Origin of the sequence: Bacillus altaicus (genome assembly GCF_042136375.2) — a bacterium.
Classification (GTDB): domain Bacteria; phylum Bacillota; class Bacilli; order Bacillales; family Bacillaceae_G; genus Bacillus_A; species Bacillus_A cereus_U.
This window is the reverse complement of sequence record NZ_CM143394.1, coordinates 3,272,310-3,297,691: the sequence shown is the minus strand read 5'-3', so window position 1 is coordinate 3,297,691 and position 25,382 is coordinate 3,272,310. Positions and strand designations below refer to the sequence as shown.

The following is a 25,382-nucleotide window of genomic DNA, read 5'->3' as shown; positions in this document are numbered from 1 at the left end:
GAAAACAAAGGGGAGAAATAATTATGAAACTAGTCGTTATTAACGGTACACCAAGAAAATTCGGTAGAACTCGCGTTGTGGCAAAATATATTGCAGAGCAATTTGAAGGGGAGTTATACGATTTAGCAGTAGCGGAATTGCCTTTATATAATGGAGAAGAATCACAACGTGAATTAGAGGCAGTAAAAAAATTAAAAGCTTTAGTGAAAGCTGCGGATGGAGTAGTACTATGTACACCAGAATATCATAACGCGATGAGCGGAGCGCTGAAAAATTCGTTAGATTACTTAAGTAGCAGTGAATTCATCCATAAGCCTGTCGCATTACTAGCAGTTGCTGGAGGAGGTAAAGGGGGAATAAACGCATTAAATAGTATGCGTACTGTCGCTAGAGGCGTTTACGCAAATGCAATCCCAAAACAAGTAGTACTTGATGGATTACATGTACAAGATGGTGAACTTGGAGAAGATGCAAAACCATTAATTCATGATTTAGTTAAAGAATTAAAAGCATATATGAGCGTATATAAAGAGGTGAAAAAACAATTAGGAGTTGAGTGATATGTCCTCTCTTTATCATGATTCTCGCTTGTATTACATTCTAGGAGCCAATAGTTTATCTGCTATTGGTTCCGGGATTGTTATGATAACGATTCCGTGGCTATTGATTAAGGAAAGTGGAGGAGAGACGACATTTGGTTATGTTTCTATCGTTGCAACTCTCATAATGTTTTTATTAACGCCATTTATTGGGCAAAGTATAGATCGTTTTTCAAGAAAATATTTGTTGTTATGTAACGAAGGTATCGGGATAGCCATTATAGGAATGATGGCTATTTGGGGATTTGCTGGGCAATCATACAATTCTATTCATTATATCATTATTTATATAGCAGGTTCTTTCTATTACCTATTATTCTATCCTACAATTTTTGCATTCAACCAAGAAATGTTTCAATCTGAACATTATAAAAGTTTAAGCGGCACGATGGAAATACAAGGACAATTAACGCAAGTTATTTCAGGAGCGGCTGCTAGCTTTCTAATTGAGATCGTTTCTTTGAAATGGATTTTGTTAGTAGATATGTTAACTTTTGCAGGAGCATTTTTTCTTTTCTTATGTATACCGTATGTAAAGAAAAAAGAAGTGAAACGGAAAGCAACATTTAAGAAGCAATTGTTCGAAGGAATTCACTTTATGAAAAAGCGTCCTAGGCTCTTTTGGTTTTTATTTTCCACTTATATGCCGTTTATCGGTGTTATGATGGCAAATTATTTAATCCCAGTTTATATTTCAGATATACTCAAAGCTAGTGCCTCTGTATACGCGATAGAAGGTATGATGTATGGTGTTGGGGCTGTTATTGCGGGAATAAGTATTCCAATCATGATGAAATATGTCAAAATAGAAGTTTCAATCGTTATGACGATGGTTATTTATGTAATTTCAATTACCGCAATGATTATTGAGCCTTCCATTATGTTATTATATGGACTTGCGATTTTTCATGCGATTGGAAATGCTGGAACACGAGTGGCGAGAAATGTATTGATGATGGAAGAAATCCCAAACGAAGTAATGGGACGTGTGGACAGCTTATTTCGATTAATTGGCACAGGAATTCGAATTGTATTATTAATGTTGTTTACGGCAGGCGTATCTAAAGCAGGGGTAATGATTCCGTTTTATGTACTGAGCTTTATATTGATCCTATCATTAGGGATTGCTTTTTATTATGTAATTTCAAAACGTAAAATGAAAGCGAATGTGTCTAATAAATCAATTGTTTAAAAAATACTTCTGCCTCCTTTTCTTTTTCTATATAATAAAAAGAAAGGGAGTGTTAACTTATTTATGAACAAATGGATATTGCTTATAATCTTATTACTACCTCCGCTATACATCATTTATATGACGTTTCGAATGAATAAAGTTGCTCGTGAAAAATTGAGTAATCACTCTCCATACGTTCTTATATTAGGTGCAAAGTTATTTGGAGATAGACCGTCTTTATCTCTTCAAAATCGTTTGGATGTGGCGTTGGAATATTTATATTCTCACCCTGAGGTGAAAGTAATCGTTTCAGGTGGTCAAGGGGAAGATGAAGATATACCGGAAGCTCACAGTATGAGAAACTATTTAATGGTACACGGTATAGATGAGAATCGTATTTTAATTGAAGACCAATCTACAAATACGTATGAAAATTTAAAGTTTAGTATGGATTTATATGATGTAAAGCATGCGGTAGTTGTAAGTAATACGTATCATTTATATCGAACGAAAATAATTGCAAAGCGGTTAGGAATAAAGATGGAGGCATTAGCTGCTGAAACACCGAGTCGTTCTAAGAAAAAAGCGTATGTGCGTGAATATGCTGCAATTATGAAAACAATATTGTTCGACCGTTAGAGCTCAAATGTGAGCTCTTTTTTTATAGAATAATGCGTATCATTTGAAATGAACTCCACATTCCATCAAAATAAAGGAAACAATAATAAAGGAGTTGTGTTTGTGATTCAGTTTAATCATGTGTCAAAATCTTATGAAGATGGCACAAAAGCAGTGGATTCATTGCATTTAGAGATTAAAAAAGGAGAATTTTTTGTTCTCATTGGTCCGAGTGGTTGCGGGAAAACAACGACAATGAAGATGATTAATCGTTTAATTGAAACGACGGAAGGATCAATTTTAATCGATGGAAAAGACATTCAACAATATAATATAAACGAACTGCGTTGGAATATAGGGTACGTGTTGCAGCAGATTGCGCTGTTTCCACATATGACAATTGCTGAAAATATTGCAGTTGTCCCTGAAATGAGAAAGTGGAGTAAGGAGAAAATAAAAACGCGTGTTGATGAACTGTTACATATGGTTGGATTAGAACCAGATGTATATCGTGATCGTATGCCAGATGAATTGTCGGGAGGACAGAAGCAGCGCGTTGGTGTCGTTAGGGCATTAGCTGCAAACCCGAAAATCGTTCTTATGGATGAACCATTTAGTGCGTTAGATCCATTAAGCAGGGAACAACTTCAGCAGGATATAGTGCAATTGCAAAAAAAGATTCAAAAAACGATAGTATTTGTAACGCATGATATGCAAGAGGCTTTATCACTTGGTGATCGCATTTGTGTAATGAAAGAAGGGAAAGTTGTTCAATTAGATACACCAGAAGGTATTATACATAATCCGAAAAATGAGTTTGTAGAGGAGTTCATTGGAAATCGTGGACGACCTTGGTATGAGGGGAAGAGTATAGAAGAGGTATTGCCGCTAGACAATCGTATACGAGTAGAAGGGAATGCTTTATCTTTACATTCGTCATTACAAGAAGCACTAGTCCGCTTACAAACTGAAGAGTCAGTGCCGGTTGAAGAGCATGGTCAATATGTTGGAGCGTTAACAAGTCGTCATATTGTCAATTACATTGTTGAACAAATGAAGGAAAGAGGCTAAACAGTGACTGATTTTATTCAAACGTTCCAAGAACGAAAAGTAGAATTGCTAAGTGCATTAAGTGAGCATTTACAAATATCGCTTATTTCACTATTTTTTGCAGTAATTATTGCAGTGCCGCTCGGCATTATATTAACGAGAAAAGAACGAATGGCTGAATTTATTATAGGGACTTCTGCTGTTATGCAGACTGTGCCATCACTTGCATTACTTGGACTTTTAATTCCATTAGTAGGAATCGGAAAACTTCCAGCCATTATCGCATTAGTTGTGTATGCACTATTACCTATTTTGCGAAATACGTATACAGGAATACGGGAATTAGATGAATCACTTATAGAAGCGGCGAGAGCTATGGGAATGAATAGCTGGAGAAGATTATGGAAGGTAGAGCTTCCTCTCGCATTGCCAATTATTATGGCTGGTATTCGTACAGCGATGGTATTAATTGTTGGAACGGCTACATTAGCTGCTTTAATAGGCGCTGGTGGACTCGGTAAGCTCATACTACTCGGTATCGATCGGAATGATCATGCGCTTATCATTTTAGGGGCCGTACCAGCTGCGTTACTCGCTTTATTCTTTGATATAGTACTTCGCATGCTTGAGAGGCCAAAACGCTCATACAAGCGCGTTATATTAACGATATGTATAGTTGTCGTAATGATCGCTTCGCCATTTCTTTGGAATACACAAAAGAAAGACATAGTTATTGCTGGCAAACTTGGATCTGAACCAGAAATTTTAATTCAAATGTACAAGCAACTTATTGAACAGGATACAGATTTACAAGTAGAATTAAAGCCGGGCCTTGGGAAAACAGCATTTGTATTTGAAGCGTTAAAATCAGGTGAAGTAGATATATACCCAGAATTTTCAGGAACAGCTTTATCTACTTTCGTGAAAGAAGAACCGAAAAGTACAAATCGTGATGAAGTATATGAGCAAGCTCGTATGGGAATGGAAAAGAAATATAATATGGTTATGTTAAAGCCAATGGAGTATAACAATACATACGCACTAGCTATGCCAAAAAAAATAGCAGATCAAAATAATATAAATACAATTTCTGATTTAGGAAATATTGCACAGGAAGCTAAGGTAGGATTTACATTAGAATTTGCTGATCGTGAAGATGGTTATAAAGGTATGCAAAAATTATATAACTATAAGTTTTTAAATGTTAAAACGATGGAACCGAAACTACGCTATAGCGCAATTCAATCGGGGGATGTTAACGTAATCGATGCATATTCAACAGATAGTGAACTTGAGCAATATGGACTTAAAGTGCTAAAAGATGATAAAGGACTATTCCCTCCTTATCAAGGAGCGCCATTATTAAGAAAAGAGACGTTACAGAAATATCCTGAGCTTGAAAAAACATTGAATAAATTATCTGGAAAGATTACAGATGAAGAAATGCGGAAAATGAATTACGAAGTAAATGTGAATGGGAAAAGTAGTGAAGAAGTAGCAAAACAATTTTTACAAAAAGAGAAGTTACTTCGTTAATTTTACAAGAAATATACAACTTTATATGTTTGAAATAACCGTTCATTACAAAATGAACGGTTATTTTGTGCATACTTATACATTTTTTCAAAAAAGTATTCCATTTTTCTTCATTTTATTTTAGAATAAGTAATGTTTTCCTGAAAAAATATAAGAGAAACGTCTATTAGAGAAAAGGTGACTTTAATAGTTGAACGAACATAACACCTAGAATGACAGATGGGGTGGTACAAATAGAAAAGAAGTTAGGGTTTTTTCCGTTAATCGCATTAGTAGTTGGAACAATGGTTGGTGGCGGTGTTTTTAGTTTACCGCATGATTTAGCAGTAGGAGCAAATAGTGGTGCAACAATAATTGGTTGGTGTATTACAGCGATGGGAATGATTCCGCTTGCGCTCGTATATCAAACGTTAGCAAGACAAAAACCGGAGCTTGAGGGCGGAATTTATAGTTATGCACGAGCTGGTTTCGGTGAATATATTGGTTTTAACAGTGCGTGGGGGTACTGGCTGGCAGGAATTTTAGGAAATGTCGCAACAATTATGTTGTTGTTTAGCACATTAGGTTATTTCTTCCCGATTTTTAAAGGAGGAAATAATATTGCGTCTATCGTTGGTGCCTCTCTTTTATTATGGACACTTCATTTTCTTATTTTATTTGGAATTCGTGAAGCTTCCATTATGAATGTTATCGCAACAATTGGGAAATTAGTTCCGATCTTATTATTTATTGTCGTGATGGTAACGGCGTTTCGCTGGGATACATTTACACATGACTTTTGGGGCGAAGGAACAATCTCAGTTTCCTCTGTACTAGGTCAAGTGAAAAATACAATGCTTGTAACTCTCTGGGTGTTCATTGGGGTTGAAGGAGCAGTTGTATTATCAGGAAGAGCTAAAAATAGCAGAGACGTTGGAAAAGCGACAGTACTTGGGTTAATTTTAGTTATGTCTATTTATATTTTAATTTCAGTTCTGTCAATGGGAGCTATGACGAGAAATGAACTTTCGGTTTTAGAAACTCCTTCAATGGGACATGTATTAGAACATGTTGTTGGACCATGGGGGGCAGTTGCGATTAACATCGGTTTAGTTGCTTCACTAATAGGTACGTTAATTGGCTGGTTTTTACTTGTTTCTGAAATCTCTCATGTAGCAGGAAAAGATGGAGTATTTCCGAAAGTCTTTACGAAAACAAATAAGAAGCAAACGCCGCATATGGCATTATGGATTTCAAATATCGTTGCCCAAATTATATTTATAATCGTTCTGTTTTCAGAATCGACATATCAAATTATGTATTTTATTGCGTCAACATCAATTTTATTACCGTATTTATTATCAGCGCTATTTCAATTGAAATTAGTCATCACGAAAGAGCTAAAAGTTGCGAGAGTAAAAAATGGATTGTTAGCATTAATTGCTTCCCTATACTCTGTATGGTTAATTTATGCAGCTGGTTTAAAGAATTTATTACTTGTTTCAATTGTATATGGAATCGGGATTATCGTGTACGTGTTTGCAAGAAAAGAAAAAGGGAATCGTTGTTTTGTAGGTATAGAAAGATATGTGATGTGTGCAATTGTTATTGCAGCTATCACATCACTTTATATGTTATTGACAGGAACTATAAAAATGTAAAAGTCCTTTTAATTTAAAGGGCTTTTTTCCTTGCCTAGAGAATATTTAATACATAAGATATTCAGGAGGGATGAAAATGGAAGAAAAAGAACAGTTGTCTAGAATTATGGATTTAGCTAGTGATTTAAGGAAAGTATTAGTACAAGAATCTTTTTTTAATCATCATCCTGAACTTCGAGGCGTGATTGAAAATTTAGCGAGTTCTGTAGAGAATTTGGCGAGTTTGCAGCAAAATAAAGATGAAAATGCCGAAGATCGATTGCGGTACGTACTTGCTAAAATGAAAATCGCTCATAATGCCATTTTACAAGAAAAAAAAGCATTTCCTTCTCATTAATATACGTTTTAATTTTGAACCTGACGGATGACGTCAGGTTTTTTATTTCTAGTTTTAGATTGTAGTTCATACACTAAGAATAGTATGAAAAAAAAGAAGGTGACGACGTTGAAATTACATAAAGCTCTTCATCCAAGTTTTATAAAGCGAATGTATTATATGAGGTTTATTGGGAGGTTTGCAAAAGCTGAAGGAGAGAAGAATGGAGAAAATTTCTTTGTACAATGTCTTTCTCCAATACCTTTAACTTTACAAGAGTTATTTCCGACTGGAAAATATTTGTTTGAAGGATTATGCAGTAATAAAAAGAATGAAAAAATCTTTACTGATTTAAAGAAGCGTAAATTAGAAAAGCAACTGGTTATGTTTCGTCTTTATTATGATCGTGGAAATTTATTACTGGAATTAATATGCACAGAAGAGCCTCGGGAAATAGCATCTTCATATAAAGTGATTCCTTCACCAAAGGTCTCAAATCATAAAAAGAGAGCGTCTTTGGAACGGAAGTTAAGCAACGGTTACTTATCATTTCTTATGCCTAAATTACCAAAAGACTTTGAGCCTCCAGAATTATTGTGGCATGAAGGAAGACTATATGGAAATTTATCGTTAAAACCATCAATAAGTTCAATTTCATATTTTGAGCAAAGAAAAGAATGCAAATATATTGAAATAAACGATTGGATGAAACATGTAGAAATAGCAGTAGATGATCATTTATATTTTGTAAGTGAAAATGTGTATGACCAACTAAATAAACGAATTGCTGAAGAAGGTAAGTTAGTTGAAGTAGAAGATATTAAAATGCAAAAGGAGGACTGGGAATGGGATGAGCGTGAATCCTCTTTTTTGCAGTATGTACAAAGTATGGTTCGTAATAAAGGGCTATATTTGGATGATACAGATATATATAATTTTCACATTAGTATTAAAACCAATATGTTAACAATTGTTGGTGGTATACCAGGTGTTGGGAAATCACGCTTTGTGCAAGCTTATGCAGAAGCACTTGGGTTACGTTATGGTGAAGAATTAATTTGGATTCCGATTTCACCATCGTATCAAGAACCACATGATATTCTCGGTTACCTTCATCCGAATGGTAATTTTATTGAAAGTGAAACGAAGTTAGTTCGGACATTGTTAAAGGCTAAAGAAAACCCAAATCAATTGTATATAATTGTATTCGATGAAATGAACATGTCACATATTGAGCATTGGTTTACTCCGTTTCTATCTGTTCTTCAACTTGAAAAGAAAAATCGTATTTTGAGTTTGTATGAGAAAGTACAAGAAATAGAAAATCAAATTCCACCTTCAGTGGAAATTGGTGAGAATATTATTTTCGTAGGCACTGTAAATTTTGATGAAACGACGAAAGAGCTTTCCGATCGATTATTAGATCGAACAAATTTGATTACATTACAAAAAATTCCGTTTTGCGAGATGAGTATAGAACATGAGAAAGTTGTTCAGCAACCCCCGCTGAAAGTAACAACGGGAGAATTTCGACTCAATTGGTTTAGGAATAAAGAGATGATCGAAGTGTTTACTGAAGAGGAATTAGAGTTATTGGATAAGTTACATGATGTATTATCATCACACGATATATCAAAAGGAATTTCTTTCCGATGTGCAAGCGCAATCGCTACGTATTTGCAAAATATACCGTTCCAAAATAATCAATCCTATATGATTAGCAGGGAAGAAGGTTTTGATTTGCAAATAAAGCAACGTGTATTAACGAAATTAAGGGGGACAGAAATGACAGTGGGCTTTCTACTTTCTGAAGAAGCAAAAAGGGGAGCGATATTGATACCACTTTTACAGTCTCCGCTTGCAAATCGTGTATCTACATTTGAACATTCTTTAGCTTATATAAGACAAAAGCGTAGAGAACTGGAGCTGTATGGCTATGCAAAATGAGGAGCGTTATGAAACAGCAATCGTCGATACGAAAGAAACGCTCCCGTTTGTATTGAAGCTAATTATTGGTACTGAGGGGAAAGGCGATTTTATCCTTTTAAACCGGCTTTGTACGTCTACTACAGCACTAGTTCAATGTATTTATAAAGTACAGGAATTAAAACCACTGAAATTGCATTTCCATTATCAAAATCCAATGGATATTACATTCATATGGAATAAAGTATATGAGGGACAAAAGAATATAAAAGAGTCACAATATGAATTAAATGAAAAAAAACAAAGAGTATTAGTGTATGAACATGGAAAAACTGAATTTTTTTATCCGTGGCGCTGTGGCTTATACCATTTTGAAGTGCGTATAGAAGATAAAACTTATTATGGTGCGTTTCAAGTTGTTCCTAAAAACTTTTTTGATGACCAATTTGAAATGATTCAAGATTATGTGAAGTCAATTTTAAACGAGTTAATTTTAGATAGAGGTTATTACAAGAAAACTTTCTCAGCACTTAGCGATATTGAAGATTCTTCTTATTTGGTATTGTTAAGAAAGTTGCCACAAAAAATGAAAAGAATAAAACGAATTTTTAAGAAAGTAGAATCGAATGCGGAATTTGTACACGAATATGAATGGGAAACGAAAGAGCGGAAGACAACGAGAAAAACGGCCATTATGACAGAAAGAAAGCTTTATGCGAAATATTACAACCGTAAATTTAAGGAGAAAAAAAATAGTATTGAAAATGCATTTCTTAAATTTAAAACGATGCAATTCTATTATTATTTACTTGAAGCAGAAAGTTTTGTACGCAAAACTATTGAAATACTAGAAGGAGAAAAGAAGAAAAAGTCAGATGAATTTCAGGCTGTTAAAACAATTATGAAAACGATTGAACGAAATGGATCCGTGACGGATAGGGAAAAACAAAAATATAGAAATTTACATTTACTGAAAGAAGCAGATTTACGGAAAAGTTCTGTGAAAATACAAGAATATAAAATATTAGCTCATATCGTATATGAAAGCGTGCAATACTTTCGAAATTTATTGTATTCTCCATTTTGGAGGGAAGTTTCTGAAACAGCTACCATTAATTCGAACACTTTATCTATACCGCATCAACAATTAATCCACCATTTAGAATTGTTACCGCAACATACAGAGCAACCGCCATCTTTATTATTCGTATATAAACCAACGTTTTTAGTGTATGAGTATTACGCTTTTTTTATCGTTATTTCTATATTAGAACAAATCGGATTTGAAGATAAGAATCCTATCCGTGAACAAATACAAGAACATTTTTATTTAGACGGATTACAAGATGGAACGACAGTGATATTACATCGAGATGATATAAAAGTGCATGTCGCGTTTAATGATTTAATTGAAACACACCCTCTTATCGCACTAAGCAAAGGAAGTAATTTTTATAACGGAGAGGACACAAAGAAGCCGGATATTCGTTTAGATTGTTATGTAAAGGAAGAAGAAAAGTATGTATATAAATCTTCTATTATTATCGAAGTGAAATACAGCCCTATGTACAATATTTTTCAGCCTGTCGGTAATACGAAAGCAACTGAGCAAATGTATAAATACTGGTCCATTAAGTATGTAGAAGAGCAGAATGGTAAACGAATTTTTAAGCGAAGAGCGATTTATGAAGTGATTTGTGTATATCCAGGTAGCCATATGCATAGTAAAAAAATTGAATCTGGTTGTGGAGTGTTTTTACAACTATATCCATATAAAACGAAACAAGGAGAAGAGAAGTTGGCTGGGAAGCATGGGATGATTCAAATTTTTGAGAAATGGTTAAAAAATAATAAAATGTAAAAGAAATCCTTTTTAATGAAGGATTTCTTTAGGTTAAGAAGAATTATATGCCATAAGGAAAGAAGCATAACGTGGGTCGAACTTGAAAGGATAAACATTTTTCATTAGAGCAATTAACTTTCTTTGTATGTATGATTGTATAAGAACGTAAGAAATGGTACATGCGGGGGAAAAGAGTGTGAAATAGGAATTTAATTCGATTTACAGAATATAATAAGACATAAATATTTTTAGTTGCATGCGAAGATTTGTTCTTATATGATAGTAAGTGAAAGCGTTATCAAAAGCAGAACGGCGATGGGAAAGGCGGGTAAATATGTTCCAGCGTGTTCAAACAAAGGAAGAACATTTTTGGTTCGAGCAACTGTGGGGAGATTTTTGTGAAGAAAGAAATTTAATGTTTGTAGAACGTAGTTTAAATCCATCACGATTTTTATTAATAGAAGATGAACATCATATTGGTACAGTAGAATGTATTAAGTTTACAGTACCTGAACAATCAAATTCTGAGTTTTTCTATCCGTTTTCTAAAAATGATTTAGTGAAAGATTTGAAAAATGTGTATGAAATAGGAAAGTTAAGTATTGCGAAAACGTCTCGGGGGAGAGGACATTTCAAAAGGCTGGCAGCTATTTTATTTATGCATGCGTTAGAGACGAAAGCGGAATGGTATATTGCAGCAATTACAAAAAGAATGTATATGTATTTACTTACACTTGGTTTTCCAATTGAACCGATAGATAGTCCATTCCAGTTTCATGATACTTTACAAGGTGTACCAGTGCGGATTCATGCTCGAAAAGGGGCTACACATCTGTATTCTTTGAAAGAATTCCGTGATATTATTCAAGGGAATGCTCATGCGCAGGTACTTATTGCAGAATACAGTAAAAATATTATGTTAACAAAATGAAAATATATGAATATGTATAGTATGAAGAAGGGTGTCATATTACAGTCATCTTTCTTCATACGAAAAAGTAGACCCTTATTTTTGTAATAAGGGTCTAAAAGGTTATAGTCCAAATATACTAAAAATCATTTTACGACGCTTCGGTTTCTTTTCTCTTTCATATGTTGGTTTTGCATCAGGAGTAATGTATATGGGTTCTTCTTTTTTTAGGGCAGCTTCTAGTTTTTGAATTCGTTCTAACATTTCCTCCATTTCGCGGCGATGTTGTAAAAGTTGGTATGTAACGACATCATTTGCTTTATCTTGTATTTGTTCTTCCATTCGATCTAGTCTTCTTGTAATTGTGGTTAATTGAGCTGTTAATTGTTTAAAATCATTCGATGATGTATTTTGAACAATTGTGTTTACTTGAGTTTTTAATTTTTCTACATCATTTGAAGATGTTTTTTGAGTAGTTTGAGAGTTTTGAGGCTGGTCCATTTGAGAACGATGGTATTCTAACATTAGATCTAAATCACCTTGTGTAAAAATAAAATGACCATATTTATTTTTTTTTATCGTAAGATTTAATTGTTGTGCAATCCGGACAACAGCCTTTGGGCTAACACCTAATTTTTTTGCGATAAATGGTGTTTTATATTCCAAAATAATCCCTCCTATATATATCCTGTTGAATGATTTCTAGTTATGTAGCAAGTTCCCTTCAGGTGTGACAAAAGAAGTGTGGAATCGGCAAAGAAAGTGTTTTTTCACGAAGTTCAGCTGTTTAGCGCATACGATTTATATAAATCATTTTCAGTTATCGGAAAATTGGGATTATTATAGTTTGACGATAATAAACTAATTAGATTATCATAATTATAAATATCTTTTTTATGTATGCATATAATATATAAAAAGGTGGTTACTAATGTAGAATTTTATTAGAGTATAAGAATGCTTACTTCACTTGAATAAATTTAAGTAGGAGGTGGCTTCCTTGCTTACACTGTAAGTAAGGAAAAGTATTTGGACATATATAGTATAAGTATAGTGATTGTTTTAATTGCCTTAACGGCATTTTTCGTGGCAGCAGAATTTGCAATTGTTAAAGTGAGGAGTTCACGAATTGACTATTTAATTGCAGAAGGAAATAATCGTGCACTATCTGTCAAAACAATCATTACAAACTTAGACGAATATTTATCGGCTTGTCAATTAGGAATAACTGTTACAGCTCTTGGGATTGGGTGGTCTGGTAAACCTGCGCTAAAGCACATGTTTGATGTGTTGTTTGCAAATTGGAACGTCCCTACTCAACTCGCAGACATTTTCGCTATAATTTTGGTATTTTTGTTTATCACATTTTTCCATGTGGTAGTAGGAGAGTTAGCTCCAAAAACATTTGCGATTCAAAAAGCAGAACAAGTGAGTTTCTTTGTTGCTAAGCCACTCATTTTGTTTTATCGTATTGCATTCCCATTCATTTGGATTTTAAATGGATCAGCTCGGTTAATTACAAAGTTTTTTGGGTTGAAACCACCAAAAGGGCATGATGAAGTGCATTCAGAAGAAGAATTGCGGTTGTTAGTTTCAGAAAGTTATAAAAATGGTGAGATTAATCAATCTGAATATAAGTATGTGAATAAAATATTTGAATTTGATGATCGTATTGCGAAAGAAATAATGGTACCACGAACAGAGATGAATATTTTAAATAAAGAAATGCCTGCTGAAGAGGCTTTACAAAAAATGTCTCATGAAAAATATACGAGGTATCCGGTTGTTGATGGTGATAAGGACCATGTAATAGGCTTTGTGAATTTTAAAGATATATTTACAGATTTTGTGAAGCATCGAGTTGTTAGTGAAAAGACAGTGGAGCAATATATTAGGCCAATTATTTTAGTTATTGAATCTATCCCAATTCATGATCTATTTTTAAAAATGCAAAGAGAAAGGACACATATCGCTATATTAATTGATGAATATGGTGGTACATCAGGTCTTGTAACCGTTGAAGATATTTTAGAAGAAATTGTAGGGGATATTCAAGATGAGTTCGATACTGATGAACAACCGGAGATCCAACAAGTTAGTGAGACGAAAACGATTTTAGAGGGAAAAGTACTTGTTAGTGAAGTGAACGCATTATTAGGTTTGACTATTGATGACGATGATGTCGATACGATTGGCGGTTGGATTCTAACAAAAAATATTGAGATTTCCGAAGGCGATACCATTGAAATTGAAAATTATAAATTTTGCGTGAAAAAATTAGATGGACACTATATTAAGAGGTTAGAAGTAACGAAACCTTCAGAATCGATTGTTATTGTAGGAGATGAAAAAAAGATTTCGCTCCAAGAACAAATTAGTTCGTAAACTCTGCTTTGTAGCAGAGTTTTTTTGAGCAAAATGTTTTTTGATGTATTAGGGCTATGATACAATTACATAAGTCAGACCTTTCACCAGGTGAAATAAATACAACGTATTATTGTATACATATATTCGGAAGGAGAACCACTATGAAAAAGCATTTATATATAAATGGGGTATGGAAATCAGTAGGGACGTATAAACCATTGTATGCACCATATTCTGAAGAAACATTAGCGGAGATTGCGCAAGGTACAGAAGATGACGTTAAGGAAGCAGTAGTTGCGGCTAAAAATGCAATGAAAGAAATGAAAAAATTATCTGCATACGACCGTGCAACTATTTTAGAAAAGGTTGCACGAAAAATGGATGAGAGAAGAGAAGAGTTTGCAGAGATTATCGCAAAAGAAGCTGCAAAACCAATTCGTGCTGCACGGGGAGAAGTAGATCGCACTGTTCAAACATATAAGTTTGCAGCTGAAGAAGCGAAGCGAATATATGGTGAGACGTTACCATTAGATGCGGCGCCAGGAGCAGAGGGCCGTATAGCGTATACAATTCGACAACCAATAGGGGTTATTGGTGCTATTACACCGTTTAATTTTCCACTTAATTTAGTAGCACATAAAGTGGGTCCAGCAATTGCGGCTGGAAATACTATTGTGCTAAAGCCAGCAGACCAAACGCCACTTTCGTCGTATGCATTGGTAGAATTATTTGAAGAAGCTGGTTTACCAAAGGGAGCTTTCAATATAATTTCTGGACCTGGATCTGTTGTAGGTGAGGCATTAGTAAAAGATGAGAACGTTGCTAGTATTACTTTTACAGGAAGTCCGAAAATAGGTATTGGAATTAAGGAAAAAGCTGGATTGAAACGAGTGACGTTAGAATTAGGATCGAACGCTGCTGTAATTATTAATGAAGATGTTGAATTGACAGACGAAATAATTGAACGTGTAAAATGGGGCGCGTTTGTGAATAATGGACAAGTTTGTATTTCAATACAACGTGTTTTTGTGCATGAATGCAAAATGGAGGAGTTTATTACAAAATTAACGAAAGCAATGGAAAGCGTTGTAGTAGGAGACCCGCTTCATGAAGAAACAGATGTATCGGCACTTATTTCAAAAAACGATGTAGAACGTATAAATTCATGGGTGGAAGAGGCAGTTAAGGAAGGAGCAAATGTTGTATACGGTGGTAACAAACGTGATGCAAGGATTTTTGAACCCACTGTATTAACAAATGTTCCAGAGGATGTATCTGTTCAGTGCCAAGAAGTATTCGGTCCACTTATGACTGTAAATACATTTAAAGAATTTGATGAGGCTTTAGAACAAGTAAATAATTCACGTTATGGATTACAAGCAGGTGTATTTACAAACAATCTATGTAAAGCAATGCGTGCAATTGATGAATTAGAAGTCGGTGGTGTCATGATTAATGACATTCCAACGTTCAGGGTAGATCATATGCCTTATGGTGGTGTAAAAGAGAGTGGCACAGGCCGTGAAGGGATTAAATATGCAATAGAAGAAATGACAGAAATGAAATTAATATGTATTAAAAAATAAAAAGTACACTTTTTTAATCAAGTGTACTTTTTATTTTACTTCATTTCTTGTTTGAAAATATCATCTTCGGCATAAATGTGTTCTTTATCTACAGCAGTGCTATGAGATAGTACTAAACCGATTGGTGTTTCTGTGCCTTTATTTTGAACAATTGTAAAAGGAACATTTTTTTCATTTGCTAATTTAATGTATTTTGATAAATGTGGGTAAGCAATGCTACCATTTAGGAATAGTTGTAATGATTGAGAAGAACGCATGCTACCTGTTACTTCTGTATACACATTACTTTGCATTACTTGACCGATGGTTAAAGCGATTTCTACACGCTCACGTAATGTAGTTAAGTACATATTACGTTCTTCTGGTTTGTTTTGCTTTTGGCCATATATGCCTTCTTGGAGATAGTCTTCCACATTTTTATTTACCATATTTTTCACACCTTTCACTTCTTATTGTACGCAAGAATTAAAAAGGATGCAAAAAAAGTAGTTTTGAACAGGAAAATAATTTAAAAAATGAGAAGGGAAAAGGGATATATGAATACAACTTATTTAAATAAGAAAGGAAAAATAAATTTTATCAACAGAAATTAACAAAATGTGACAAAAATCTATTAACGAAATGTATTTTTTGTGTTAATATTCAAAATATAAAGGGTATTCGTCGTATGGAAATGGAGGGAATGGAGGTTTTTCCAATCGATAAGGATATTAAAGAAGTATTTTGTTCGCACTTGAAAAACAACAGGCACCAATTCGTAGAGAACTGGAAAAACAAAATGATAATTTCCGAAAAAGATCCATTTAAACAAGAAGTTGTTCAAAATGGAGAAAATTTATTAGAGTTAATTATCGAACTTATTATGGAAGATAAAGACATTAATTATCTTCAGCCATTATGTGAGAAAATGGCTATTGAACGTGCAGGTGCAGATGCGAATATTGGAGATTTTGTTTACAATGCAAATGTGGGAAGAAATGAACTTTTTGAAGCAATGTGCGAATTGGATGTAAGCGCCCGTGAACTGAAACCGATTATGGCCAAAATACATACTTGTTTTGACAAATTAATTTATTATACCGTTTTAAAATACTCAGAAATTATATCGAGGAATTTAGAAGAAAAACAGCAATATATAAATGAAACACATAAAGAAAGGCTTACGATTCTAGGGCAAATGTCGGCTAGTTTTGTGCATGAATTTCGTAATCCGCTAACTTCGATTATGGGATTTGTCAAGCTATTGAAGACAGACCATCCTAATCTATCGTATTTAGATATTATTTCACATGAATTAGATCAATTGAATTTTAGGATTTCGCAATTTTTACTTGTATCGAAAAAAGAAATGTGGAATGAATCGGAACGTTTTTGGCTAAATGACTTATTTCAAGATACTATACAATTCTTATATCCAAGTTTAGTTAATGCAAATGTTTTGATTGAAAAGAATTTGCCGTATCCTATTCCACTCGTTGGTTACCGGAGTGAAGTGAGGCAAGTAGTTTTAAATATTTTAATGAATTCGATTGATGCTCTTGAATCGGTGAAAGAAGAGCGGAAAATTATCATTGATGTATTTGAAGAGGATCAGGCTGTGCGCATTGTTATAAAAAATAATGGACCTATGATTCCAGCAGAAAATGTAGAGACTATTTTTGAGCCATTTGTAACTACTAAAAAGCTAGGAACTGGTATCGGATTATTTGTATGTAAACAAATTGTAGAAAAACATAATGGATCCATATTGTGTCGTTCGAATAACGATTGGACAGAATTTCAAATTACGTTTCACAAGTAAACAGTCTACACCATACGAATGGTGTAGACTGTTTTAATTTGTAAGTATAACGGTCTCTAATTTTGGATCCTCAGTTGAATAACCTACCATTGAAATTGTGTAAATTGTATTTGGTTTAACGTTGAATTTCGGAATGGTTAATAGTACTTTTTTTGTATCCGCAAGTGAAACTTCAACATCTGCTGTACCAGGGCTAACTTGTAAAAAATCTGTTATTTGTTTAAAGAGTACATTTTCAAATAAATGATCCCCATCTTTTAAATTTACATTTACTACTGGAGTGTCTGGTGAAAAATGTGCAAACCGTATTTTTGCTTGACCAGATGGTAAATGAGTATTATCAAGAATAGGTTGTAATTGGAGATGATTATCGCTATTGACCGCTGCAAGGGTATAAGCGTGATTCCCCATTATTGGTACTAATGCTGAGAATATTGGAGTTTCGCTTCCGACAGGGACAATATCAATACGGTATTTACCTTGTACTAATGATAAATAAGGACTGAATTGTTTAAAGGAAATATTTTTAATAACCTTTTGCCCGTTTATTATAATATCAACTGCTGGTGTATGGGGAGCTGTGTGAAAAATTCTCATATGTGACGGTAAAGTTGCTTCTTGTGAATCTCTCTTTTCATATGCTTGTACAAGTTTTGTAATTGCATCATGGTATTTCATATAGAGTTCTACATATCTTTTAGGATTGCTATATTGATAGTAACGAGCGAGCTGTTCGTAACGTGCAGCTTCTTGTCCATATTTTTCAATTTCGGATTGAGTCATGAATATTCCTCCTTTATCATCATTACAAATATATGCGAAGCTAGAAAGAGGTTATGCAAAAAACTTGCCTTTCTAGAAGGAAAAGTTAAAATGGGGATTTTTTTATTTATAGGCAAACACACATACAAATCGATAATTGTCCTACATAAATTATAAAGGAAAGGTAGTTTGACTTTGATGGAAGGAGTGGAACCATTGGGATGGGGATATCCCAATAGTTATTGGGAATGAAGTTATGGAGGATTTGGTGCAATAGGCTGTGGGACGAATTATGGATTTGCATTATGAGTATTTCTATTAATTTTAGTGATGCGTTGGATAAGGTAATACCGATAAAAGAGCGTCGTGCCGAACTGATTAATATGGTTAATCGGTTCTTTTTTTATTGTTCTAAACAGGTGATACTATTTGTTAAGTAATAATTACGATAAATATGGCGAAGTAAAATGTCGAATTTTGTTTGAAAATATGCAATGTAAAGTAGGATAATAGGAAGGAGAATAACGGGAGTTCCGTCGAAGTTTACACAATGTCAGCAATTTAGGGAAGCTGATATTATGTTAAAAAAACATTCGATTTATTGTTATCTTAAATTAGGAAGGGGTATTTAAGCGTAGAGATAAGGGTTGGTCTTCGTGTTTGATTCTGAATTTTCTGTTTTATAATTAATATTTAGCACTCATTTGTATATTTTATAATAGTTTTTTGATAAATTCACTGCTTTCGCAGAGGATTCTTTTTTATGAAAGAAACGTCAATTTTCTTCATATACATATACAAATTGGAGAAATGGGGGAGCGCTATGCGCGATTACTTAATTAAACCACTTGTTGGTCAGCCGTATCCGATGATTTCACATGGAAAAGGTGTTTATTTATATGATCAAAACGGAAATAAATATTTTGATGGTTCGTCTGGAGCGATTACGGCAGGTATTGGACATGGCGTAGCAGAGATTGCGGAAGTTATTAAAAAACAGGCAGAGGAGATTGCTTTCGTTTATAGATCACAGTTTACGAGTGAACCAGCTGAAAAATTAGCGAAGAAGTTAAGTGATTTATGTGTAGGAGATTTGAACTGGAGCTTTTTTGTGAATAGTGGTACAGAAGCAAATGAAACAGCTATGAAAATCGCAATTCAGCATTTTCAGGAGCGTGGCATTCAAGGGAAACATAAAATTTTGTCACGGTGGATGAGCTATCACGGGATTACAATGGGAGCTTTATCTATGTCTGGGCATCCACTGCGCAGACAACGTTTCGTTTCTATTTTGGAAGATTATCCGACTATTCCAGCGCCATATTGTTTCAGATGTCCTGTACAAAAGGTATATCCAACATGTCAACTTTCTTGTGCGACTGAACTAGAAAGAGCGATTGATCGAATTGGTGCAGAGCATATTGCAGCTTTTATTGCTGAACCGATTATCGGAGCTGCTGGAGGCGCGGTTGTCCCCCCGAAAGAATACTATAAAGTAATTAAAGATATTTGTAGTCATTACGATATATTATTTATTGCGGATGAAGTAATGACTGGACTTGGTCGTACTGGTGCATGGTTTGCTATGGAGCACTGGGGTGTAGAACCGGATATTATGACGCTTGGTAAGGGGCTAGGAGCGGGTTATACACCAATGGCAGCGACAATTGTAAGTGACCGTGTTATGGAGCCGATTTTACATGGATCACGTTCTGTAATGAGCGGGCATACGCTTAGTGCAAATCCATTGTCTGCAGCAACGGCTTTAGCTGTTATTGAATATATGGAGAAACATAATTTACCTGAAAAAACAGCAGAAAAGGGAGAGTATTTATTAAAAGGTTTGCAGAAAATTCAACAACAATCGACAATCATTGCCGATGTGCGTGGAAAAGGGTTGCTAATTGGAATAGAATTGCAACCGTTTACAAAGGCATCAGAGCTTATTTCAGTTGCTGCTAAAAATGGACTGCTCTTATACCAAGCTGTTTCAGGGCAAGCAGGAAAAGAGGATAGTGCACTGCTTGTTGCACCACCAATGACAACTACATATTCCGAGTTAGATGAATTACTTTCAATTTTTGTACAGAGCGTGGAAGAGATGATGCAAAAAGGAGGGCATAGTATCGCATGACAACCATTACAAATACATTCGGTAAATTAAAAGAAATAGAGGAAGTAATTTCTTTGTTCCATGATGATATGACATTAATGTTTGGGGGATTTGGAGGAATCGGATCCCCTCCATCTTTAATTCAAGCTGTTTTAGATAAAGGCATTACAAATTTAAATTTAATAGGAAATGATACTGGATTTCCTGATGTAGGAATCGGTCGTCTTGTTACGAATGAAAGGGTTAAATCTTTAGTTACTTCTCATATTGGGTCAAATCCAAATGCGGGAAGACAATTAAATGAAGGAAGATTGCAAATTGAATTCTCTCCGCAAGGAACACTCGCAGAGCGTATTCGCGCTGGCGGTGTAGGGCTTGGTGGTATTTTAGTTGATGTTGGTGTTGATACGATTGTAGAAGAAGGAAAACGAACAGTTGAAATGAATGGAAAGACATATTTAGTTGAAACAGCTTTAACGGCTGAAGTCGCAATTGTATATGCGAAAAAAGCGGATCCGTTTGGCAATCTTGTATTTGATAAAAGCGCTCGTAATATGAATCCACACGTAGCTATGGCTGGTGACATAACGATTGTAGAAGCAGAAGAAATTGTTCCACTTGGAAGTTTAGATCCAGAAGAAATTGTCGTCCCAGGTGTATTTGTAAATTATATCGTGCCATCGGAAGGAGTGAATTGGAAATGGGTATGGGCGTAGAAGTAAGAGATAAGATTGCAAGACGTGCAGCGAAAGAAATTCAAAATGGTATGCTTGTAAATTTAGGTATTGGGATTCCATCGCTTGTACCGAATCATTTGCCAGAAGATATGAATGTTATGTTTCATGCGGAAAACGGTATTGTGGGTATGGGACCAACGCCAAGTAAAGGGCATGAAGATGAGAATTTATGTAACGCAGCTGGTTTACCAACATCTCTTATTACAGGAGCAAGTTATTTCGATAGCTGCATGGCGTTTGGCATGATTCGAAAAGGATTACTTGATGTTACGATACTTGGTTCGTTACAAGTAAGTGAAAATGGTGATTTAGCGAACTGGATTGTACCAGGAAAACGCGTTCCAGGTATTGGAGGAGCGATGGATTTAGCACAAAAAGCGAAGCGGGTCGTTGTTGTGATGAATCATGTTGATAAATACGGAAATGCAAAGATTGTTTCGGAATGTACATTGCCATTAACTTCGAAAAAATGTGTAGATTTAATTATTACAGACATGGCTGTCATGGAAGTGACTCCAAGAGGACTTGTCTTACAAGAATTAATGAGTCCGTACACTGTAGAAGATGTAAAACAACATACGACAGCTGATTTTTATATAAGCTCAAATTTACTAGTAATTGAATGAGGGGAGTTGTAATATATGGAGCAATTAAAAAAACAAGTTTGTGATTATATTGAGAGTCATGAAGAAGAGAGCGTAAAATTTTTAACACGATTAATTCAAGAAAAGAGCGTATCTGGTGATGAAAGTGGTGCGCAGGCAATTGTTATTGAAAAGTTGCGTGAGTTAGGTCTAGACCTTGATATTTGGGAGCCTGCTTTTAATGAAATGAAAGATCACCCTTATTTCGTATCACCTCGTACAAGTTTTACAGATAGCCCGAACATTGTAGCGACTTTAAAAGGAAGTGGCGAAGGGAAATCTATGATTTTAAATGGGCATATTGACGTCGTGCCAGAAGGGGATGTAAATCAGTGGGACCATCATCCGTATAGTGGAGAGAAAATAGGAAACCGCATATATGGGCGTGGAACAACAGATATGAAAGGCGGCAATGTCTCACTTATGCTTGCGATGGAAGCAATTATTGAATCTGGTATTGAACTAAAAGGTGATATACATTTTCAAAGTGTAATAGAAGAAGAGAGCGGTGGGGCAGGAACATTAGCTGCTATTTTACGAGGATATAAGGCAGATGGCGTTATTATTCCTGAGCCGACGAATATGAAGTTTTTTCCGAAACAACAAGGGTCAATGTGGTTTCGTCTACATATAAAAGGAAAAGCAGCACACGGTGGTACACGGTATGAAGGAGTAAGTGCAATTGAAAAAAGTATGTTTGTTGTAGATCATTTGAGAAAATTAGAAGAGAAGAGAAACGGTCGAATTACAGATCCGTTATTTAAGGGAATTCCGATTCCGATTCCAATTAACGTTGGGAAAATTGAAGGAGGAAGCTGGCCAAGTTCTGTTCCCGATTCATTAATTTTAGAAGGAAGATGTGGTATTGCGCCGAATGAGACTATAGAGGCAGCAAAAGAAGAGTTTGAAGGCTGGATTGGTGAATTAAAAGAAGTGGATAGTTGGTTTGTAAAAAATCCTGTAGAAGTAGAATGGTTTGGAGCGAGATGGGTTCCTGGTGAACTAGAAGAAAATCATCCACTTATTACAACGCTTCAACATAATTTTGTTGAAATCGAAGGGAACGAACCGATTATAGAAGCTTCGCCATGGGGAACAGATGGAGGTTTGTTCACACAAATCGCTAACGTACCAACGATAGTATTTGGTCCAGGAGAGACGAAAGTAGCACACTATCCAAACGAATATATAGAAGTTGATAAAATGATTGCTGCCGCAAAAATAATTGCATGTACATTACTAGATTGGTGTGAGGTGAAGAAATGAAATACTATGAATCTTTTAGTGAACAGACAAAGCATTACACAGTAGAAGGGGTTTTAGATTATTTTAATAAACGTGTTAGAGTTGATCACTATACAGGAAATGTTGAAAGTATTATACAAACAATCGATGAATTAGCAGAGAAACATTCTTTCACTAAATGTATTATTAAAGGAAAGGGAGAGCATGTTTCAACATGGCTCTCTTTCGGTTTCTTACTGGAAGCAACGATACCTCATTATTTTCAAGGACACGATGCGCACTTCTTCGTGAAATATCATAATGATGAAAGACGAAATAGTATTCATTGGACTGAGGAAGATACCATTTTAAGTGGTGTAAAAGCAAAAGAAGTGAAAGAAAAAATAGTCCCAGAGGAATTTGTGCTAAGAAAAGCGACAGAAGAGGATGCGGAAGAATTAGCAATTGTCTTTGGAAAAGTATTTGAAGTTTATCCGACACCTTTAAATGATGCGAGTTATGTAAAGCAGACGATGAAGGAAGACGATACAATTTACTATGTTTATGAATTCGAGGGGAAAATTATTAGTACAGCATCTGCTGAAATGAACGTGAAAGAAGGTAATGCAGAATTAACGAATTGTGCTACATTACCTGAATATCGAAAACATGGTTTCATGAAAAGTCTGTTAATTAAATTGGAGGAAGAGCTCCAAGAAAAATCTATTTTTTGTTCTTATACAATTGCTCGCTCGCTATCTTTCGGTATGAATGCAGCCTTTCATCAATTAGGCTATACATATACGGGAAGGCTTGCGAATAATTGCTACATTTTTGATAAGTTGGAAGATATGAATATATGGGTGAAAGATTTATCCAGCTATTCGAAAGCAGTAAGACTCCCGCCTCAAAATTCGGCTGTAAAGCAAAGAAGTTAGGTGGAAGTCGGGTTAATAATCAGTGGGGATGAATAAAGCCCTACTGATTAAAGTTTCACTTAACCATAAATAAGCAATAGAAATATATATAAATTTCATCAAAATCATAGAACGGAATCGTCATGCTTATAATCGCACAGAGGGATGCCGAAAATCCGGCATGCATTTGCCAGATTTTCGGCAAGAGGGGGGATGACATTGCTAGCAGTTTCGACACAAGAAGTCATTGAAGCGATTTTGGGCAGTATTGATGAGGCTATACATGCAGTGGATGAAAATGGTATTACAATTTTTTATAATACAGTTGCTGCAAAACATGATGGATCGAAAATTGAGAATGTGCTAGGAAAACATTTATTAGAAGCATTCCCTTCATTATCTAGGGAAACGAGTACACTAATGAAAGTGTTACATACGAAAAAACCGATTGTACATCAAGTTCAGCACTATCAAAATTTAAATGGGGAAGACGTTTGTACGGTAAATACGACGCTACCTATTTTTATAGATGGAAACATTGCCGGTGCTGTTGAAATTGCGAAAGATTATTCTACAATTCAAACGCTTACTGAGACAATCGTAGATTTACAATCGAAAATAAAACGGTCGAATAGCAAAAAAATGGTAAAAAAGCATGTTGCATTCGACACAATTGTAACAAATGATTCCCGTTTTAAACAGACGAAAGAGTTAGCTCAAAAAGTAGCCCCAACTGATGCAAATGTTTTAATATATGGTGAAACAGGAACAGGGAAAGAGCTATTTGTGCAAGCAATTCATGAAGCTTCTAAACGGAAAAACAAGCCATTTATTGCACAAAACTGCGCAGCTTTGCCAGAGTCGCTATTAGAAGGTTTATTGTTTGGAACTACAAAAGGAAGCTATACAGGGGCAATTGAACGAGCAGGATTATTTGAACTTGTAGATGGAGGAACATTGTTTTTAGATGAACTTAATTCAATGCCACTCGATTTACAAGCGAAGATGCTACGTGTATTAGAAGATGGAGTTATTCGTCGCATTGGTGATAATAAGACGAGAAAAGTAGATGTTCGCGTTATTACTGCAATGAATCAGCCTCCAGAAGTATGTTTAAGAGAAAATAAAATTCGCACTGATTTATACTATCGATTAAATGTGTTTTCATTATATATTCCGCCGCTTCGCGAAAGAACTGAGGATGTACTGTTATTAGCGTCTTACTTTTTGAAAGAATATAATAAAAGTTATAAAAAAGGTGTACTTCAAATTGATAAGGAAGCGACAGAAAGATTACAAGCTTATCAATGGCCTGGAAATGTTCGTGAGTTAAAACATACGATTGAACATGCTGTCATTATTGCGGAAGGTAATTCATTAACAGCTAATTGTTTACCGCGTACATTTCGGAAAGAGAAAATTCCGGAGAAGAAAAGTATACTACCACTTAGGGAAGCTCTACATCAAACGGAAAAAGAATTAATAGATCAAGCGTTAATTGAAACGGAAGGTAATATTTTGCAAGCAGCAAAAATGTTAGGTATTCCGCGTCAAACGCTTCAATATAAACTGAGCAAGTACGACAAAACCGCCGAATAATCGGCGGTTTTTGTGTGTTT

General features: G+C 34.9%; 22 protein-coding genes. 19 read left to right on the top strand and 3 right to left on the bottom strand.

Annotation, left to right across the window (positions count from 1 at the left end; translation table 11 throughout):
• Window positions 1-23: 23 nt before the first annotated feature.
• The 10 genes from ACE38F_RS17135 (at window position 24) to ACE38F_RS17090 (ending at window position 11,633) form a co-directional block, all read left to right on the top strand.
• Complete coding sequence (locus ACE38F_RS17135; RefSeq protein WP_071745885.1) at window positions 24-560, top strand: NADPH-dependent FMN reductase; 537 nt, start codon at window positions 24-26, stop codon at window positions 558-560.
• A gap of 1 nt (window position 561) precedes the next feature.
• The gene (locus ACE38F_RS17130) at window positions 562-1,791 is read left to right on the top strand and encodes an MFS transporter (protein WP_215556234.1); all 1,230 of its coding nucleotides are present in this window, start codon (window positions 562-564) and stop codon (window positions 1,789-1,791) included.
• 63 nt (window positions 1,792-1,854) lie between these two features.
• Entirely contained in the window at window positions 1,855-2,412 is a 558-nt protein-coding gene (locus ACE38F_RS17125) for a YdcF family protein (RefSeq protein ID WP_199674369.1), read from the top strand.
• 102 nt (window positions 2,413-2,514) lie between these two features.
• Window positions 2,515-3,462 (top strand): ABC transporter ATP-binding protein, encoded by a 948-nt coding sequence (locus ACE38F_RS17120; protein ID WP_375369282.1) that lies wholly within the window; start codon window positions 2,515-2,517, stop codon window positions 3,460-3,462.
• A gap of 3 nt (window positions 3,463-3,465) precedes the next feature.
• Window positions 3,466-4,977: an ABC transporter permease/substrate-binding protein gene (locus tag ACE38F_RS17115; protein ID WP_375369281.1), complete on the top strand. Its 1,512-nt coding sequence runs from the start codon at window positions 3,466-3,468 to the stop codon at window positions 4,975-4,977.
• Window positions 4,978-5,189: 212 nt separating this feature from the next.
• Complete coding sequence (locus ACE38F_RS17110) at window positions 5,190-6,617, top strand: basic amino acid/polyamine antiporter (RefSeq protein ID WP_215556237.1); 1,428 nt, start codon at window positions 5,190-5,192, stop codon at window positions 6,615-6,617.
• Between the two features lie 76 nt (window positions 6,618-6,693).
• Window positions 6,694-6,954 (top strand): hypothetical protein, encoded by a 261-nt coding sequence (locus ACE38F_RS17105; protein ID WP_002085825.1) that lies wholly within the window; start codon window positions 6,694-6,696, stop codon window positions 6,952-6,954.
• 108 nt (window positions 6,955-7,062) lie between these two features.
• Entirely contained in the window at window positions 7,063-8,880 is a 1,818-nt protein-coding gene (locus tag ACE38F_RS17100; protein WP_375369280.1) for an AAA family ATPase, read from the top strand.
• The gene (locus tag ACE38F_RS17095) at window positions 8,870-10,720 is read left to right on the top strand and encodes a hypothetical protein (protein ID WP_375369279.1); all 1,851 of its coding nucleotides are present in this window, start codon (window positions 8,870-8,872) and stop codon (window positions 10,718-10,720) included. Before ACE38F_RS17100 ends, ACE38F_RS17095 begins: the two co-directional genes overlap by 11 nt.
• A 316-nt stretch (window positions 10,721-11,036) precedes the next feature.
• Complete coding sequence (locus tag ACE38F_RS17090) at window positions 11,037-11,633, top strand: hypothetical protein (RefSeq protein ID WP_215556240.1); 597 nt, start codon at window positions 11,037-11,039, stop codon at window positions 11,631-11,633.
• Window positions 11,634-11,735: 102 nt separating this feature from the next.
• Here ACE38F_RS17090 and racA read toward each other — a convergent pair whose 3' ends face one another.
• Window positions 11,736-12,278, bottom strand: a complete 543-nt coding sequence (gene racA, locus ACE38F_RS17085) for a chromosome-anchoring protein RacA (RefSeq protein WP_215556241.1) — start codon at window positions 12,276-12,278, stop codon at window positions 11,736-11,738.
• 363 nt (window positions 12,279-12,641) lie between these two features.
• Between racA and ACE38F_RS17080 the strand changes: the two genes are divergently transcribed.
• Both ACE38F_RS17080 and ACE38F_RS17075 read left to right on the top strand, forming a co-directional pair.
• Window positions 12,642-13,997, top strand: coding sequence for a hemolysin family protein (locus ACE38F_RS17080; RefSeq protein WP_215556242.1), 1,356 nt, complete (start codon window positions 12,642-12,644; stop codon window positions 13,995-13,997).
• 143 nt (window positions 13,998-14,140) lie between these two features.
• Window positions 14,141-15,565 carry an aldehyde dehydrogenase family protein gene (locus ACE38F_RS17075; protein WP_375369278.1) on the top strand — a complete coding sequence of 475 codons (1,425 nt, stop codon included), beginning with the start codon at window positions 14,141-14,143 and terminating at the stop codon, window positions 15,563-15,565.
• 35 nt (window positions 15,566-15,600) lie between these two features.
• On the opposite strand, the gene ACE38F_RS17070 is transcribed toward ACE38F_RS17075, so the two are convergent.
• Entirely contained in the window at window positions 15,601-15,993 is a 393-nt protein-coding gene (locus ACE38F_RS17070) for a YueI family protein (protein ID WP_002157973.1), read from the bottom strand.
• A gap of 239 nt (window positions 15,994-16,232) precedes the next feature.
• Here ACE38F_RS17070 and ACE38F_RS17065 point away from each other — a divergent pair, with 239 nt between their 5' ends.
• On the top strand, window positions 16,233-17,366 hold the full coding sequence (locus ACE38F_RS17065; protein ID WP_087947236.1) for a BA2291 family sporulation histidine kinase: 1,134 nt from the start codon (window positions 16,233-16,235) through the stop codon (window positions 17,364-17,366).
• Window positions 17,367-17,399: 33 nt separating this feature from the next.
• Here ACE38F_RS17065 and ACE38F_RS17060 read toward each other — a convergent pair whose 3' ends face one another.
• Window positions 17,400-18,149 carry a DUF4397 domain-containing protein gene (locus ACE38F_RS17060; protein ID WP_375369276.1) on the bottom strand — a complete coding sequence of 250 codons (750 nt, stop codon included), beginning with the start codon at window positions 18,147-18,149 and terminating at the stop codon, window positions 17,400-17,402.
• Window positions 18,150-18,951: 802 nt separating this feature from the next.
• Here ACE38F_RS17060 and ACE38F_RS17055 point away from each other — a divergent pair.
• The 6 genes from ACE38F_RS17055 (at window position 18,952) to rocR (ending at window position 25,362) form a co-directional block, all read left to right on the top strand.
• Window positions 18,952-20,262 (top strand): aspartate aminotransferase family protein, encoded by a 1,311-nt coding sequence (locus ACE38F_RS17055; RefSeq protein ID WP_375369274.1) that lies wholly within the window; start codon window positions 18,952-18,954, stop codon window positions 20,260-20,262.
• Window positions 20,259-20,957, top strand: coding sequence for an acetate CoA-transferase subunit alpha (gene atoD / locus ACE38F_RS17050; RefSeq protein WP_002085805.1), 699 nt, complete (start codon window positions 20,259-20,261; stop codon window positions 20,955-20,957). The genes ACE38F_RS17055 and atoD overlap by 4 nt, the downstream gene beginning before the upstream one ends.
• Window positions 20,942-21,604 (top strand): CoA transferase subunit B, encoded by a 663-nt coding sequence (locus ACE38F_RS17045; protein WP_375369273.1) that lies wholly within the window; start codon window positions 20,942-20,944, stop codon window positions 21,602-21,604. Before atoD ends, ACE38F_RS17045 begins: the two co-directional genes overlap by 16 nt.
• A gap of 15 nt (window positions 21,605-21,619) precedes the next feature.
• Complete coding sequence (locus ACE38F_RS17040) at window positions 21,620-22,888, top strand: peptidase (RefSeq protein WP_375369271.1); 1,269 nt, start codon at window positions 21,620-21,622, stop codon at window positions 22,886-22,888.
• Complete coding sequence (gene ablB, locus ACE38F_RS17035) at window positions 22,885-23,784, top strand: putative beta-lysine N-acetyltransferase (RefSeq protein ID WP_002200607.1); 900 nt, start codon at window positions 22,885-22,887, stop codon at window positions 23,782-23,784. The genes ACE38F_RS17040 and ablB overlap by 4 nt, the downstream gene beginning before the upstream one ends.
• Before the next feature lie 192 nt (window positions 23,785-23,976).
• Window positions 23,977-25,362 (top strand): arginine utilization transcriptional regulator RocR, encoded by a 1,386-nt coding sequence (rocR, locus tag ACE38F_RS17030; RefSeq protein ID WP_375369270.1) that lies wholly within the window; start codon window positions 23,977-23,979, stop codon window positions 25,360-25,362.
• Window positions 25,363-25,382 lie beyond the last annotated feature (20 nt).